Annotated in this window: 15 protein-coding genes and 1 pseudogene; 11 read left to right on the top strand and 5 right to left on the bottom strand. The window is 24.1% G+C overall.

All coding sequences use genetic code 4. From position 1 onward, the window contains the following. Positions 1-44: 44 nt before the first annotated feature. The 11 genes and pseudogenes from AACK83_RS06260 to guaB all read left to right on the top strand — a co-directional run bounded on the left by AACK83_RS06260 (position 45) and on the right by guaB (position 13,899). Positions 45-782 carry a YhgE/Pip family protein gene (locus AACK83_RS06260; RefSeq protein ID WP_338956964.1) on the top strand — a complete coding sequence of 246 codons (738 nt, stop codon included), beginning with the start codon at positions 45-47 and terminating at the stop codon, positions 780-782. 201 nt (positions 783-983) lie between these two features. Further along, the gene (locus AACK83_RS06255) at positions 984-1,598 is read left to right on the top strand and encodes a hypothetical protein (RefSeq protein ID WP_338956961.1); all 615 of its coding nucleotides are present in this window, start codon (positions 984-986) and stop codon (positions 1,596-1,598) included. Positions 1,599-1,631: 33 nt separating this feature from the next. After that, positions 1,632-1,982 carry a hypothetical protein gene (locus AACK83_RS06250; protein WP_338956959.1) on the top strand — a complete coding sequence of 117 codons (351 nt, stop codon included), beginning with the start codon at positions 1,632-1,634 and terminating at the stop codon, positions 1,980-1,982. A gap of 442 nt (positions 1,983-2,424) precedes the next feature. Then, a complete protein-coding gene (locus tag AACK83_RS06245) occupies positions 2,425-3,240 on the top strand; it encodes a hypothetical protein (protein ID WP_252320214.1) in 816 nt (271 codons plus the stop codon). Between the two features lie 73 nt (positions 3,241-3,313). After that, a complete protein-coding gene (locus AACK83_RS06240; RefSeq protein WP_338956955.1) occupies positions 3,314-4,312 on the top strand; it encodes a glycosyltransferase family 2 protein in 999 nt (332 codons plus the stop codon). 4 nt (positions 4,313-4,316) lie between these two features. Further along, positions 4,317-5,012, top strand: a complete 696-nt coding sequence (locus AACK83_RS06235) for an RDD family protein (protein WP_252320210.1) — start codon at positions 4,317-4,319, stop codon at positions 5,010-5,012. Positions 5,013-5,047: 35 nt separating this feature from the next. Next, on the top strand, positions 5,048-7,234 hold the full coding sequence (locus AACK83_RS06230; protein WP_338956952.1) for an ATP-dependent helicase: 2,187 nt from the start codon (positions 5,048-5,050) through the stop codon (positions 7,232-7,234). A 517-nt stretch (positions 7,235-7,751) separates the two neighbouring features. Next, entirely contained in the window at positions 7,752-8,756 is a 1,005-nt protein-coding gene (locus tag AACK83_RS06225; protein WP_338956951.1) for a hypothetical protein, read from the top strand. Positions 8,757-9,055: 299 nt separating this feature from the next. After that, positions 9,056-10,687, top strand: coding sequence for an APC family permease (locus tag AACK83_RS06220; protein ID WP_338956949.1), 1,632 nt, complete (start codon positions 9,056-9,058; stop codon positions 10,685-10,687). A gap of 200 nt (positions 10,688-10,887) precedes the next feature. Then, positions 10,888-12,429, top strand: a pseudogene (guaA, locus tag AACK83_RS10625) (glutamine-hydrolyzing GMP synthase). A 3-nt stretch (positions 12,430-12,432) separates the two neighbouring features. Next, positions 12,433-13,899: an IMP dehydrogenase gene (gene guaB / locus AACK83_RS06205; protein ID WP_338956943.1), complete on the top strand. Its 1,467-nt coding sequence runs from the start codon at positions 12,433-12,435 to the stop codon at positions 13,897-13,899. A gap of 56 nt (positions 13,900-13,955) precedes the next feature. Here the strand turns inward: guaB and AACK83_RS06200 are convergent, their stop codons facing one another. The 5 genes from AACK83_RS06200 to AACK83_RS06180 all read right to left on the bottom strand — a co-directional run bounded on the left by AACK83_RS06200 (position 13,956) and on the right by AACK83_RS06180 (position 17,070). Further along, complete coding sequence (locus tag AACK83_RS06200) at positions 13,956-14,300, bottom strand: hypothetical protein (RefSeq protein WP_338956942.1); 345 nt, start codon at positions 14,298-14,300, stop codon at positions 13,956-13,958. A 78-nt stretch (positions 14,301-14,378) separates the two neighbouring features. After that, a complete protein-coding gene (locus AACK83_RS06195; protein ID WP_338956940.1) occupies positions 14,379-14,906 on the bottom strand; it encodes a metallophosphoesterase in 528 nt (175 codons plus the stop codon). Positions 14,907-14,928: 22 nt separating this feature from the next. Continuing rightward, a complete protein-coding gene (locus tag AACK83_RS06190) occupies positions 14,929-15,336 on the bottom strand; it encodes a hypothetical protein (RefSeq protein ID WP_338956939.1) in 408 nt (135 codons plus the stop codon). A gap of 130 nt (positions 15,337-15,466) precedes the next feature. After that, positions 15,467-16,000, bottom strand: a complete 534-nt coding sequence (locus AACK83_RS06185) for a hypothetical protein (protein WP_338956938.1) — start codon at positions 15,998-16,000, stop codon at positions 15,467-15,469. Positions 16,001-16,221: 221 nt separating this feature from the next. Next, positions 16,222-17,070: a hypothetical protein gene (locus AACK83_RS06180; RefSeq protein ID WP_338956937.1), complete on the bottom strand. Its 849-nt coding sequence runs from the start codon at positions 17,068-17,070 to the stop codon at positions 16,222-16,224. Positions 17,071-17,079 lie beyond the last annotated feature (9 nt).

Here is a 17,079-nt window from a genome sequence, read left to right as displayed (position 1 = left end):
ACGAAGAGATTAAACATATTAAAGTTTTAGAACATGATTATTGAATGAATCATACTTTATTGGCACCTATTAACTTTATTAATTTTAATATTAATATTGAAGGTCAAGATAAATCTCCTTATGGATTTGGTTTGGGTCCATATTTCATGTGTATTGGAATGTGAGTAGGTACTTTATTATTAACTTTTACTTTTATTAGAAATAAAGATATTCCAAAAACTAAATTTTGATCAAACTATTTAGCTAAATCAGCATGAATGATTATTTTTGGTTTAATTCAGTCAACAATTTTAGTAACTTCATTATTACTATTATTTAATAATATTGATTTATGACAACGATTTTGACAAATGTTTTTATACATGTGATTAATAGCAATTATTTTTGATTTGGTTGTTCAATCAATTGCTCACATGTTTCGTAATCATGATTTGGGTAGATTTTTAATTGTTATTCTTTTAATACTACAACTTTCTTCATCAAGTGGTACTTTTCCTGTTGAATTAGAACCCAAGTTTTTTCAAGTAATGTATAATTTTTTACCATTTAGTTATGCAATAAAAGGATTAAGAGAAATTCTTATTAATCCTAATCCAATGACTATTTTATGAAGTATTGGTTGTTTATTAATATTTATTATTATTTTAGTACCATTATCGTTGTTACTTAATTGATGACATGATCATAAAGATGCAAAAAATGAAGTTGGAAATAAAAAAAATAAATTAGTTGTTAATGATTCTTCATCATTAAAAAATAAAACTACTACTGATGAGAACTAAACATTATATTTTTAGGTGTCCTTTTTATTAATACTTTCTAATAAAAATAGAGTATTTAAAAGAATGTTGTATATTATTTTTTTCAATTATAAACTTAAATTAATATCTACAAAAGATATATCTTTTGTAGATATTAATTTATAAAATAAAAAACATAAATATTTAAAAAAAATAATAAAAAAGTAAAAGAGGAAAAAACTTATGCATTTTAAAAAATTATTAACAATGTTTACTATAACATTTTTTGCTAGTTCAGGGACTATGCTTTCAATTAATACTCATGTTTCTAATAACAAATTAATTAAAAATTGTTTGGTTAATAACCATGAAACATTTTCAAAATTGGAAGGAACTAGTGGTGTAATTCAATCAATAACTAGTGATCAAAAAGGCAATGTTTATGCTGCTAATGATGAAGGTATTATTTATTATATTAGTGAAAATAATAAAGATATTAAACCAATATTTAAAAGTGAAGGTATTATTCAAGCAATAGCAACTTCTAATAATGGTAATGTTTATGTAGCTATAAAAGAAACAAAAAATGAAACAAAAATTTATATAAAAAATAATGATAGTAATAATTTTAAACTACTTGAAAAATTTGATTTTAACTTATTATCAATGATAGTCTATACTTCTAATGATGGTGAAGAATATCTTTATATGGGTACAGATAATGATGTTAAAGCATATTATCAATCATTTGGACAAGAATGATTGCAAACTATTCCTGGAACTAAAGGAAAAATTTCTGCAATAATTAAAGATAATAACAATGATAAATGTATTTACGCTGCTACTACTGATGGTTAAATTTATAAAACTATTAGTGGTGATCAAAAATTTGTGGAACTTCTTACTACTGGTAGTAAAATTACTGATTTAACATTTGATAATTTAGGTAATGTTTATGCTACTGAGATGTCAGGGCAAGTTTGAAAAAAAGATAATAATAAGAATTCTTTTTTTAGATTTCAATTACATCCATTATCAAATTGTTTAACATCTATTGTCATTAATAATGATAACTGTATATATGTTGGTGATAATACTGGTAATCTTTGAAAAAGTTATGGATCATCAACCTTTGATAAACTTCAATTTAAAGTTAATATTAGTATTAAAAAATTAATATTCAATTGTGCAACTAAAAAAATATATATTGGAAGTAGTAATGGTGTTTATTTTTCAGATTAAGTAAATTAGATATTTTTATTATTTCTTTTATTTTTTTGCAAAAAAATAAAAGAAATAAGTTATAGATGAAGAAAAATTATTAATTAAAAAAGAATACTAATATTAATGTTAGTATTCTTTTTTAATTAATATATAGTTTTCTAGTATTTTATTTATTTATTAATAATATATTCATCATTTCTATATTATTTTAGAAAAAGTAATAAATAAAGTTTAATATAATTTTTGCTAAAAGTTTTTAAAAAAGAATAACTTTAATATGTGCAGAAATATATGATATATTCATATAGTTTAAAGATAATTTTATGATGTATTGTTAGTTGTTTAATAGTAAAAATAAAAGTACTTTAATTATTAATCAAAGTGAAAAATTTTCTTAGACCACACTTTATATATAATTTGATAAAATAGACTTAGAAAATATTAGAGTTAGGAGTAGAAAATGAAGAAAATTATTTTAAATCCAAATATTTGTGCTGATGAGATTGAACTTACTATTAAAAAACAAGGATGAGAAATTATTGATAAAAAATATGATTTTTATCAACCATACGTTAGTATTTTTGATAATTTAAATTATGAAGCAAAAGTAGATTTATATATTGCTTTTAAAACTGCAGGTAACTTTGTTCATAAGGTATATTGCTATTTTTTAGAATTTGATACAAATAATATTTTTAAAATATCAGAAATTAAATCACCAGAGCATCCTAAGGGACAAATGACAACACGAGTTGCTGATTTTAAGTATTATAAAACTACTGGTAATCTAGGTTTTACTCCTTATAAAAGCCCAATATCTGGTCAACCATATAACTTAAGTCATAATTATCACAGTTTTTTTAATTCATTAATTGAATCAGAAGCAAGAAATGAATTAAACTATGTTTGTATTTTATTAAAATATGATAATCATGCTCGAAGCAAGAAAAGACTTCGATATTTTGTTAATTCGTATAAAAAGTTTATTAAATCATTTCTTTTTAAATTTGAAAAATTTGAAATTAGAAAAACACGTGCTTTATTAAGAGCAGAAATATTAAAAGGACAAAAAAAGAAAAAAGTTAGCAAGCCCGCAAAACGAAACGTTATTAAACCTAATAATACTGAAACTGTTATTATTGAAGGTAATTTAAAAACTATTTTTGATCATAAAAATATGACTGTTAAAGTTATTAAAGAAACAGATAATATAGAAAAATCTACTTTAGTATCTAAAAATAAACTTAAAAATAGTAATCAAAAAAATAAAAAATAAATGTTGATAAACCTTCACTTAAAATTGGTAAAGAAGTGTTATAATTATTTATAAAAGAGAGGAAATATTTATTATGCTACTAAGTTTTATTTTATATACAACTTCATTTGAATCCGAGCACTTAGATTCTTTTTTAGCAAAGATTTTTGTAAATAAAAAAACTAATTTTGAAGTTGTTGTTGTTGATGATGGCATTAACAATGAAAATTTGGAGATATTTAGTAAATATTTTAAATTATATCCACAAAATTTAAAAATGATTACTAATTATCAAGTATCAGGTATTGCCATTAGTCGTAATCTTGGCCTTAAATATATTTCCGGACAATATGTAGTTATTTTAAATCCAACTGAAATTCTTAGCGTTAATTTTGTTGAAACAGTTAATAAAATTTTAGATAATAATAAGGATTTAGATTGTATTGAATATTGTGTTCGTTATGAATTTGATATAAATAATGTTTTTCATTCAACAATTAGAACTGAAGTTAATAAAATATATAATTTAAATACAACACAAGGAAAAATAGTCTTTGCTTTAACAACACCAGTTTTAACAACAAAAATCATGAAAGTTAGTATTATTAATGAATATAATTTACAATTTCGTAAAGAAATCCAATTTGATAGTTTATTTTTATACTCATTTTTAGCACATTGTAAAACATATTATGCAATTAATGAAACATTATTAACGTCTAAAAATAACACATTGGAAAATGATAATATTTTTGAACTAATGCATCAATGAATACATATTTTAAACTATTATAATAATTATAAAATTAAAAAAGTTTTATATGAAGAGTTGGAATATGCTTTTGTTAGATACTATCTATATACTCTTTTAAGATTTATTAGTATTTCTAAAAAACCTGCATTAATTGAAAAAACATATAATCGTGTCAAAGAAATTATTGAATTTAAATTTAAAAATTTTAAAAAAAATTCTTATTTTAATACTATTAATCCAAATGATAAATTTACCACTTATGCTCCTGATCTAAGTACTTATTTTAAGAAATATTTTAAAGATAATAATATTAGAGATGATTCAAAATATTGAGAGTAAAAAAATGAATATTAAAAAATTAGATACAACCGAAACATATATAATAGCTAAAACATGAAAACGTATTATTGCACGTATTTTTGACGTGATTTTTGTTAGTTTAATCCCATTAATAATTGGATTAGCAATCCATTATTTAGATAATAAAGGTAATCAAGAATCATGACAATTAATAATTATTTTTATTATTAATATAATTGTTGTCATTATATATTTTGTTATTATCCCATGAAAATGTAAGGGTCAAACTTTGGGAAAATTAATTTTTCAAATAAGATTAGTAAATGAAAAAAATCAAGATTTAAAGTTAAAACATTTTTTTTATCGTGAACTATTTTTAGTTTTTATTCCTCTATTATTAACCACTTCAATAATTCTTTTTATGAAATTGACTTTTAATGAAAACATTGCTACTATTAATAGCAATAGTACTTTAAATTCTTGATTAAATATTCTTATTCGTTCTGTAGTTAGTTTTGATTTTGCTTGGTATTGTGGGATTATGATCGTCACTAAAATTGATAAATATCATCAGCTATTCTTTGATCGTTATCATAAAACTTTTGTCATTAACAAGAAACCACTTGCAACTAATAAAAGGAAGATATCAACTAACGTTAATGATCCACATATTCATTTAGTTTATTCTCAACCAGGAAATATTAATGATGACGAATTAGAAAATATAAATAGTCTTTAATAGTATATACTCTTACTAACTTAAGGATAAATAACATGTATAAAACAAAACTTTTAGAAAATCTAAATGAACAACAACTACAAGCAATTATTAATGTTGATGGCCCATGTCGTATTATTGCGGGGGCTGGAGTTGGAAAGACGCGGGTTATAACATATAAGATTGCTTACTTAATTAATGTAATTAAAATTGCTAGTGAAAAAATATTGGCATTAACTTTTACTAATAAAGCAGCACGTGAAATGAAAGAACGAATAATGCAACTTTTAAATGATACTAACATTAATGTTAATATTGTTACTTATCATGCATTATGTGCCAAAATATTAAGAAGAGATATTCATCATTTAAATATTAATAATAATTTTAATATTATTGATCAAGAAGATCAACGAAAAATATTAAAAGATATTTTTCAAAAAGAATTTTCACATAAAGCTGAATTGCAGGAGTTAAGATTATTAAGTTCTAATATTTCTAACTGAAAAAATAATTATCTTTCTCAAGATCAATTATTAGCTGATTATCAAAATCAAGATGAGTGAATTTTACGTATCAAAGTTTTTGAATCGTATAAAAAATATCAATTTATTAATTCATGTTTAGATTTTGATGATTTATTATTATTAGTTGAACGTCTATTTAAAGAATTTCCACATATTTTAACAAAATGAGAAAAGAAATTTGATTTTATTTTAGTTGATGAATTTCAAGACACTAATGATATTCAATATAATATTTTATTATCACTTGCTAAAAATCATAAAAATATTACTGTAGTTGGTGATCCTGATCAAACTATTTATAGTTGAAGAGGAACAAATATTAATTTAATATTGAATTTTACTAAACAATTTCCTAATACACAAACATTTATTTTAAATCAAAATTATCGTTCAACAACTAAGATTTTAAATACAGCTAATAGTTTAATTAAAAATAATGTTCAACGTATTGAAAAAGAACTGTTTACTAAAAATGATCTTGGTAATGATATTGTTATGTATCATGCTAGTAGTAGTGATCAAGAAGCACATTGAGTTGCAACAACTGTTAAAAAAATTCATTTAAAATATCATTTAGATTTGAATAAAATTGCTATTCTTTATCGTAATAATTATTTATCAAAAGATTTAGAACAAGCTTTGATTAATAATAATATAAATTATAAAATTTTTGGTGGTTATAAATTTTTTGAACGTAAAGAGATTAAAGACATTTTGGCATATTTAAAAATTATTGTTTGAAATGATAATATATCAATGATTAGAATTTTAAATGCAACACCTAAAATTGGACCAAAAACTATTGATAACTTATTATTACTTGCTAATGAACAATTACTAACTTTAAATGAATACTTATTTAAATTTCAGTATGGATTACCAAAAAATTATCGTCAACATTTACAACCTTTAATTAATTTAATTAATGAGATGCAAACTAATATCAAAGATGTTACCTCTTTACATAACATGGTTGAAAATTTATTAAATAAAACTAATTATTTAAAAAAACTAGAAGATAATCTTGAAAAAGAAAGAATTGAAAATGTTCAACAATTATTAGAACAATTGCTTGAATATGATAGTAGTAATAATGAATTACAAGGCGAAGAATTATTAACGTCATTTTTACAAGAAGTAAGTTTATATACTGATTTAGATGAAAATAGTACTAATAAAGCCGTTAACTTAATGACAATTCACAGTGCTAAAGGTCTAGAATTTGATGTTGTTTTTATAGTTGGCATTAATGAAGGTATTTTACCTGGAATAGGTAAATTTAGTATAGAAAACTTAGATAAAATTGAAGAAGAACGACGACTTTTTTATGTTTCAATTACTAGGGCAAAAAAATGATTATTTTTATCTAGTGCCAGTGGATATTCATATATCTTGGATCGTATGAAACAACCATCTCGTTTCTTAAAAGATTTAGATCTTAAATATTTAAAAATCATTAATAACGAACACCAAGAAATGGCAGCAACTTATCAAAATCGTAATCATTCTAAATTTAATTACTATAAAGCTGATAATAAAGATAAGGTTGAAATAACTAATAATTGAAATGTTGGAGATATAATTATTCATGAAATTTTTGGAAAAGGTATTATTACTAAATTAATTGGTGATAAAATTCAAGTTGCTTTTCATAAAAATCATGGTGGTATTAGAATTATTAGTTCTAATCATATTGCTATTAAAAAATTTGTATAAATTTATTTTTATTAAAAATGTCTATTTTTTGGACATTTTTAAGTATTGTTAAAAAATTTCTTATAAAAAAATATTTTTTTATAAGAAATTTTTTATTACATATTAATTTTTTCAAGTATAAAATTAGAATTAAGATTTATTTTAATTTAATTTTCCTAATAACATTTTAAAATTGGTGCTAAATTGCCAATTATTTTTTATTTTGAAATAACTTTAGAAAAATTAATATTTTAATAAATCTTATTATTTTAATGAAAGGAAAAAAGTAATTATGATAAAAATAAATTTAGAAGCGTGAAAAGGTTTAATTCGTAATTAAATTGAAGTTAACCCCAATCGTGATGGTCAATCAGTTACTAATAAAGTTAAACAACATGCTAACTATTTATTCCAACCTTATTATGATGGAGGATTATGAATAGGAACAACTCCTAGAGACTTAATTAATGGTAAAGAAATTATATTACATGATGGTAAAAAAGTTTTTAATAAAATAAAAGATTTAAAATCTATTACTTTGTCTTTTGTTCAGCAAGCAATTGCAATTAAAGATAAGTTAGAATTAACTATTGCTGGACAGTCTTTGGGCGCTGGATATGATTATTGAGTAGAAAATAAATTAAAACCAGAAGTGCTTAAACCTTTAGTAAAGAATGATGGCTTTAATAATATTGTTGTTGCATATGGTGGAGCTGCTTCAGCGGTTGGATATAATCCATGAGATGTTGCATATGGGCTATCTAATAAAGATATTAATAAAGCAGTAGCAATGTTACAACCAGCTTTGATTGAGTATCAAGAACGAATTACTAAATTTGCAGGTTTTGAAACTAAAGATATGCCGTTAAATTTAGACTTAGATATTGAAGGTATAAACTTTGATAGTGATCATATTAATGGAATGAAGGTTTTATTTACTACATTAACAAAAATGAAAAGAAATAATCAAAATTGAAACTTTAGTGTTACATTACCAGTAATGCCAACGGGGCTAGTTGGTAGAGATATTGAGAATGTTATTAAAATAGCTTTAGAAATATATCAAAAAGCAGATTTAAAAGTTGAAGATTTATTTACAATTAACATTATGGCTATGGATTATGGTGAAATTGTTGGACAAGAAGTAATTGATAAAGGTTTAACTTTTTTTGATATTGCTAAACAAGCAATTAAAAGTACTGCTAACCAATATTTTGAATTAATAAAACAATATTTTCCAAAGTCTAATTTATTACTTACTGATGTTTATCAAAAACTAGGTATTACACCAATGATTGGTATTAATGATGTAAATAATAACTATTTTACTTTAGAAGATGCTAAAGATTTATATAATTGAGCACAAACAAATAAATTAGCAAACATTAGAATATGATCACTAAATCGTGATAGTAATGGTAAGATAGATGAAGTTTGAGGAACAAATAATCACGGATTAAAATATTTAAATGAAGGTGATTTTTCAAATGTTTTTACTGGTAATTGAACTTATTGAGTAAAAAGTCCAGTTCGTAAAGTTTAATGTTTTTTTGATAATTATTATAAAAAATATCAAAATTTAAATAAAAAGAAATTAAGTTTTTTTACTCATTATTTAGGGAAAATTAAACCTAAAATAATTAGTAATTATTTATATAACAAATTATATTATTATAATTTGTTATATTTTATTGTTCAATTTGCTAATCACTTTAAAACTACTTTTGTTCTAATATCATAAAATTTTGATAATTAAAAAATAAAAATATTTTTATGATAAAAAATATTTTTTTTAAGTTATAATTAAAAATAATTTATTTTTTGAAAGGAATTACTAATTGAATGTTTAATTTAAAAAAATTAAAATTTTGAGCAAAATCATCTCGTGCTAATAATGAAAAAATTAGTCTTAATGAATTAATATGAATTGGTTTTAACTATACTTGTGGTATTGCATTTCCAATGGCATTAATTGGCATTTATTATTGAAATAATGGTGGCGTTGGTTTACATATGCTATGAGTTATTTTATTATGTGCTTTAATTGCTGCGGGAACTGCACTTGCTTTTACTAAATGTAGTCGTGTTTATCATGACACTAATGGTGGTGCTTATGTTTATGTTCGTGGAGTTTTTGGTCGTTTTTGAGGATGAATAATTGGTTTTATTCAATATATTACTTTACCTTCAACAATTATTGTAACTATTATTTCTATGTTTCGAGTGAATTTAGATCAATTATCAATTTTTAATTGAGTTCCTGAACGATGATCGAGTTTAATGATTGATAGTATTGGTATTTTTATTTATGCTGCTGTTGCTAGTTGCATGTATTTTGGAATGAAGGGATTTCGTTGATTTGTTAATATTTCTGGTATTATTAAATGAGGTTCTGCTTTGTTTTTAATTGTTTGTGCTATTATTTTGGTAGTAACTAATAAAGGTTTAGCATTTTCACAAGCGGCTGAAGGAACAAAAAACATTAATTTAACTTTACCAAAAATTAATAATGCATTTAGTGGCTTCTTCTATTTCTTTATTGGTTTTGAAACTTTTATTGTTGTTGGAAAAAATGTTAAAAATCCAACCAAAAACTTTGGTAAAGGTATTTTAATAGTTTTATTATTATCAACTATTTTTTATTTAGCTGTATCAGTATTAGTATTTGGTGCCATTACTATTGACGGTACAAATGGCCAAAATGGTTGATCTGGAGCTACTAATGAATATAATCCAAATAATGTTATATCAGGAATTGCTGGTATTACTGGTATGATTGTACTAGTTATTTCTACTTTATCATTGAAATTAAATGGTGCTATGCAAAATTCTTTATATTCTGGTGGTATGATTCAACCATTAGCCAAAGAAGGATATATTACCGAAAAATTAGCCAAATTAAATAAAGAAAATATTGCAATGCGTGCTAGTACAGCTAATTTAATTATTACTATTATTGCTTGTATTATTATGTTAATAATCCCAGATTTAATTGGTGCACCTTTTGATTTTAATACAGTACTAGGATTTTCTACTAACATTACTATTGCTGTATATATTTTTGTGTTAGCTTCCACGTGTGTTATGGGTTATCGTAAACAAATTAAAATTAAAATTTGAGAATGAATTGTTTTTGTTGCTTGTGGTTTATTTTTACTTAGTCAGTTTGTTGTTTTTAACTATGGTATGATTAATGACATGATTAATAAAAGAGGGGAAGTATTAATAGCTGTTATTATTGAATTCTTAATGTTTTGAATGTTTATTGTAATTGCTGTTATTTGATATTTTATTTATTATCAACCAAAATTAAAAATGCGTTTAGCATCAAATTTAGATTATCAAAATCAATTAGATCAAGAATTCATACCAATGACTGAAGAAGAAGCAATAAAATATTTACTTAATGAACCCGAAACAGAATTAGAACGAATTAAAATTCATGAAAATGAAGCCAGATCAGTTACAACTTAATTTCTTTAAATTATATTTTAACTTTTAAGAGTAATCATTAATAAATGATTACTCTTTTTCATATGCTCTTATCATTAATATCAATATTTTTAATTATATTTTAAAGAAATTAAAATCTATCATAAAATAATTATTACTGTAATCTATTTTATTTTTTGTTAAAAAATGATTTAATTACTATTATATTTGGAGGAAAAAAAATGATAAATACACAAGTATTGATTTTAGATTTTGGAAGTCAATATACACAATTATTAGCAAGAAGAGTAAGAGAAGCAAATGTTTATACTGAAGTTTTATCTTTTAATATTAGTTATCAAAAAATAAAAACATATCCCAACTTAAAAGCAATTATTTTATCTGGTGGACCATCAAGTGTTTATTTACAAAATGCTTATAAAATTGATCAAGCGATTTTTAATTTACCAGTTGCCATTTTAGGAGTTTGTTATGGCATGCAATTATTAACAAATCATTTTAAAGGGAAAGTAGAATTGGCAGATGAACAAGAATTTGGAAAATCAATTTTATATCTTGATCAACCAAATAATAAATTATTTAAAAAAGTTGCTAATCAATCAAAAGTATGAATGAGTCATGCTGATCATGTAACAAAAATTCCAAAAGATTTTATACAAATAGCTCATTCTGATTCTTCAATTTCAGCAATTGCACATTTGACTAAACCAATTTATGGTATCCAATTTCATGCTGAAGTTACCCATTCAGAATTTGGTAAGCGAATAATCGAAAATTTTTTATTTACAATAGCAAATTGTACAAAAGATTGAAGTTTAGATGATTTTATTAGTAATCAAATTTCAGAAATTAAAAATAAAGTCCAAGATAAACAAGTTATTTTAGGTTTAAGTGGTGGAGTTGATTCTTCAGTTGCCGCTGCCATTATTTCTAAGGCAATTGGTAAACAGTTAACTTGCATTTTTGTTGATACAGGTTTATTGAGAAAAAATGAAGCAATTGATGTCATGGAAATTTATAAACAAAATTTTAAACTTAATCTTGAAATGATTGATGCAAGTAAACATTTTTTTACTGCTTTAAAAGGTGTTAAAAATGCTGAAGAAAAAAGAAAAATTATTGGTAAATAATTTATTGATGTATTTACAACAGCAGCAAGAAAATTTAAAACGGCTGATTTTTTAGCACAAGGAACAATTTATCCGGATATTATTGAATCTTCAAGTAAACATGCAAGTTCAAAAACAATTAAAACTCATCATAATGTTGGTGGTTTACCTGATGATTTACAATTTAAATTGTTAGAACCATTAAAAACCTTATTTAAAGATGAAGTAAGAGAAATTGGTTTAAAACTTGGATTACCTGAAACATTAATTAATCGTCATCCTTTCCCTGGTCCTGGCTTAGGAGTTAGAGTTATAGAAGAAGTAACAAAAGAAAAATGTTTAATTTTACAAGAAGTTGATCATATTTTTATTACCAAATTGAAAGAAAAAAATATATATAATCAAGTATCACAAGCATTTGCCACTTTGCTACCAGTTAAAACTGTGGGCGTAATGGGTGATAATCGCACTTATGATTATGTTGTTAGTTTAAGAAGTGTTAATACAATTGACTTTATGACAGCAACAAGTTCACATTTACCATGAGAATTTCTAGATGAAGTTGCAAATGAGATTATTAATAAAGTAGATGGTGTTAATAGAGTAGTTTATGATATTACATCAAAGCCACCAGGTACTATAGAATGGGAGTAAACTATGAATAAAGATTTAAATCAAAAAATAATATGTGAAGGAATTACTTTTGATGATGTATTATTAGTTCCAGGATATTCAGAAGTTTTACCAAATCAAGTTTCTTTAAAAACTAAATTAACAAATAAAATTGAATTAAATATTCCAATTTTATCTGCTGCTATGGATACAGTTACTGAATCTGATCTAGCAATTGCCATGGCAAGAGTTGGTGGTATTGGCATTATTCATAAAAATTTATCAATTGCTGAACAAGCTTTAGAAGTACAAAAAGTGAAAAGAAATGAGTCAGGTTTTATTACTGATCCAATTACTATTGGTGTTCAAACTTTAATTAGTGAAGCAAAATCAATTATGAGTACTTATCGAATTTCTGGATTGCCTGTTGTAAATGAAGAAAATCAACTAATTGGAATTGTTACTAATCGTGATTTAAAATATCTTGATAATGATAATGCATTAGTTAAAAATATTATGACTACCAAAAATTTAATTGTTTGTGATAAAACAACAACAATCGAACAAGCAAAACAAGTTATGTTAAAAAATAAAATTGAAAAACTACCAATTGTTGGTTCAAATAATAAATTGATTGGTTTAATTACAACAAAAGATATTGATAAAGCTATTGATTATCCAAATGCTTGTAAAGATGATCAAGGACGATTAAGAGTTGGTGCTGCTGTTGGTGTTGGTGAAGACACTTTAGCAAGAGTTGAGGCATTAGTTAAAGCAAAAGTTGATGTATTAGTTGTTGATTCAGCACATGGTCATAGTTTAGGGATTTTAAAAACAGTTAAAATAATTCGTAAAACTTATCCAAAATTAGATATTATTGCTGGAAATATTTGTACTGCAGCTGGAGCACAAGCACTTTATGAAGCTGGCGCAAATTGTATTAAAGTTGGTGTTGGTCCTGGTAGCATTTGTACTACTAGAATAATAGCAGGAGTTGGTGTGCCACAAATTACTGCTATTAATGATGTTTATAATTGAGCAAAAAATAAAAACGTAACTGTCATTGCTGATGGTGGTATTAAATATTCTGGTGATATTGTAAAAGCAATTGCTGCTGGTAGCAATTGTGTAATGTTAGGTAGCATTTTAGCTGGAACAGAAGAATCACCAGGTGAGGAAATTATTGTCAATGGTAAAAAATATAAAAATTATGTTGGTATGGGTTCATTAGTTGCCATGAAACGTGGTAGTAGTGATCGTTATTTTCAAAAAGGAATTAAAAAATTAGTGCCAGAAGGAATTGAAGCACGCGTTCCTTTTAAAGGAAAAGTACAAGATGTTGTTTTTCAATTAGTTGGTGGTATTAGAAGTGGTATGGGTTATGTTGGTGCTAAAAATATTTTATCTTTAATCCAAGATTCTAAATTTGTAAAAATTTCAAGTGCTGGTTTAAGAGAAACACATCCTCATGATGTTGAACTAACAAAAGAAGCACCAAATTATAATAAATAAAAAATTTGTATATTTAAAAAAACTAAGTTTTAATAAAACTTAGTTTTTAATTTTAATTAATATTTAATTTTTTTATTAATAACAATTTCATCGTTTTGTTGTACGTTATGACGCTTAATTGTAATTTCTTTGTTAGTTTTATTTATAGAAATTTCAGAATAACCACCAAAAAGTGCAGTACCACTTAAAACATCATAAATTGTCTTTTTACCAACATTAACTGCAATTATTTTTTCATCATATTTGGTTGATACAAAGTGTTGATGTCCAGTTAACATTAAAATAACATTATATTTTGCTAAAATTTCATTTTCAAATTCAGTTCTTTGTTCTTTACTTCATCATTCTTGATCAATTGAAAAATCATCATATCCATAATGAAAAGCTAAAACAATTGGCATATTACTCAAACCAACATTTATTTCTAAATCTTTTTGTAATTCAGTTAATGCTGGCCCAGGATCACTTCTTCCAAAATTTTAACCTGAAGTATCTTTATTAATTGGCGCTAAACTGCATTGAACAAAATGTATACCTAATCAATTTCAAGAATATACAGGAACTTCATTTTTTGAAGTATAATAGAGTAAGTGAGCTGCTGTCATAGCATTTTGTTTAACAATATTTTGGTTAAGTCAAGTTTGGTTAACTTTACAAGTAGTATCAGAATCATGGTTACCAAAACCTGCTAAAAGATGATTAGAGATTGATGCTAACATTAATTTATAAGAAAATAAATTCCCTGTATATTTAACATAACCTGTTAAATCACCAGAAATAATAACACCTCTATTATTATTTTCTGGTAAATGTTTAGCAAGGACACTAATTGTTTTGTCACTAACTGATTGAGGATATCCAGCATGAATATCTGCTGTAGCTAAAAAATTAATTTCATCACTACTTTTTATTGTGCTTGTTAAATTTGAATTAATATTATAAGAAAAATTACTATTGGTCATTGATAAAGTATTACTTATTGCAAGTAGTAATAATATTTTTTTCATATCTTTTTCCGCTCCATATTAATTATAAACTTACACTTATTGCTGGATTTAATACTAATGGTGGTTCTACTTCATTATTATTTATTGAATTTATTTGTGTTTGTGATAGTAAAGGTGTTGTTTCATCAATTTCTCTACTATTTGTTTGTCTTCAATTTTTATAAAGTACTTTTACATATTCAACAGTTTTTACACTAACAGTTGAAGTTATTGCCATTGTTACTGCTGAAATTAAACCTCATATTAAAACACCTTTAACTGTAGAACGATATGGATTAAAATCATTGTTTATATAATTATCAATAAAATCATATTCCATAATATCTAATCATTCAGCAATCATTGTTGGGATTGAATATCATCCAGCAATATTTCCTATAACTTCACCGAAAATGGTTGAACTTAGTATAATTTTATTTTGTATTTTCATTTTTCTTTTTATCTCCTTTTTAAAATATAAAAAACCATTTACTTTTAAACTAAAGTAATGGTTAAAATTTAAAACTTATATTCAGTTTACAATTAAGTACTATATCAGAAAAAATAAAAGATATAAGAAATTAGATATATGTGTAATAAATTAATAAAATTGGTAAATTTGGTTTATATTCTTTTACTGTATGTTGTATATTTTGTAAATTATCTATTTTTTCATCATTTGCCTTATTTTTTATATGATTAAAATTATCATTAAGAATGATAGGTATTTTATCTAATTTTTGGTTAAGTATTATTTCTAATTCATTAATTTCTTTTTCCAAAATTTGGCATTCTTCTTTTAATTTTAGTGCTCTTTTTTCTTGCTCCATTACTTTTTTTCATTTCATTGTATGTCTTTGTCCACTAATTTTCATTTCTTGTCCTCATTTTTTACTTAATTCTGGATTATCTTCAATTAAATATTTATTACGTATTATTTTATATTTAGAATATAATTTTTCTTGTTCTTTTTTAGTATTTGATATTTTTATTTTTTGCTGTTTATAAAGATTATTTAATTCATTAAATTTGTCGATAAGAATTCATATTGATTCATGATATTTTTTAATTTCTAAATTTAGTTGATTAATTTCTATTTTCTGTTTTTCAGTCATTTTAACTACCCTTTATAAATTAATTATTTAAAAAATAATTAATTTATATTTCCTTTCATTTTTCTAAATAAAAAACTATTATTTTTAAATAAAAATAATAGGTTAAAAACTCATATCAAGTAATAGGGGCTTTGCCCCTCGTTGCTTCGCAACTCACCCCAGCGGGGCTAAACCCCGCGGCCAACCCAACAAAAGGTTCTTTGTTGGTTCTGGCCATTTTTTTAATTTTTATCTCCCTTTTTCTTTAAAATATTATCCAATTTATCCAAACCAGCAGATTTAATATCACTATAAGTCATATCAATACTACTTGCTTCTTTAAGGTATTTCTTAGGTGATAATTCACTTTTAAGTTCATGCACATAATGTAAAGCCCTAGAATTATACCTTTTCAACCAATGTCTAGGAAAAAATAAAGTCATAGCCATTGCTTCACCACTATAACTTGGAGGCATTATGCCTTTCTTAATCATTTTCTTTGTTCTACGACGTGAAAACACTACTTTATTATAATCGTCAATATTCGTATATAGATTAAGATTAAATATAACAACAAAGCCCAAAAAACGCATACGTTTAACTTGAACAACATATTCTACTTTTTCTCTTGCTTGTACTGGTATTCTATTAGGGTGTTGTTCAATCAAATACATTGTACCATTAAACATGTGACCTATTAACTTACAAAATTGTCCTAAACTTTCTTGTTGATTTTTAAACTGCACTCCTAAATCATTAGAATTTATTTTTAATGCTAATTCATCTAAAATTATTAAATCTTGTTCCTCAAAAGCATAATTACTTGCTAACTGATTAAAAGTAAAAACATCGTTATAATTAACCAAATAAGAATAACCAGTCTTTAACTTAATAGGGAAAGGACTAACTACTCGTTTCTTATGAGTTTGTGCTAAACAACAAGCAAGGGCAGATTTGCCAGTTCTTGGAGGTGCTGAAATAATATAACTACCAACTCGTTTTAAAATTTTAACATTACGAATAGTTATAAGAATTGGATAAATAATTATAATCAAACCTATAACTAATAACACATAACCATATCAAGGCATAATAAACTC

Origin of the sequence: Spiroplasma endosymbiont of Tiphia femorata (genome assembly GCF_964020225.1) — a bacterium.
In the GTDB taxonomy this organism is placed as follows: Bacteria; Bacillota_I; Bacilli_A; order Mycoplasmatales; family VBWQ01; genus Spiroplasma_E.
The sequence above is the reverse complement of the archived record's forward strand: the minus strand, read 5'-3'. Positions and strand labels throughout refer to the sequence as shown.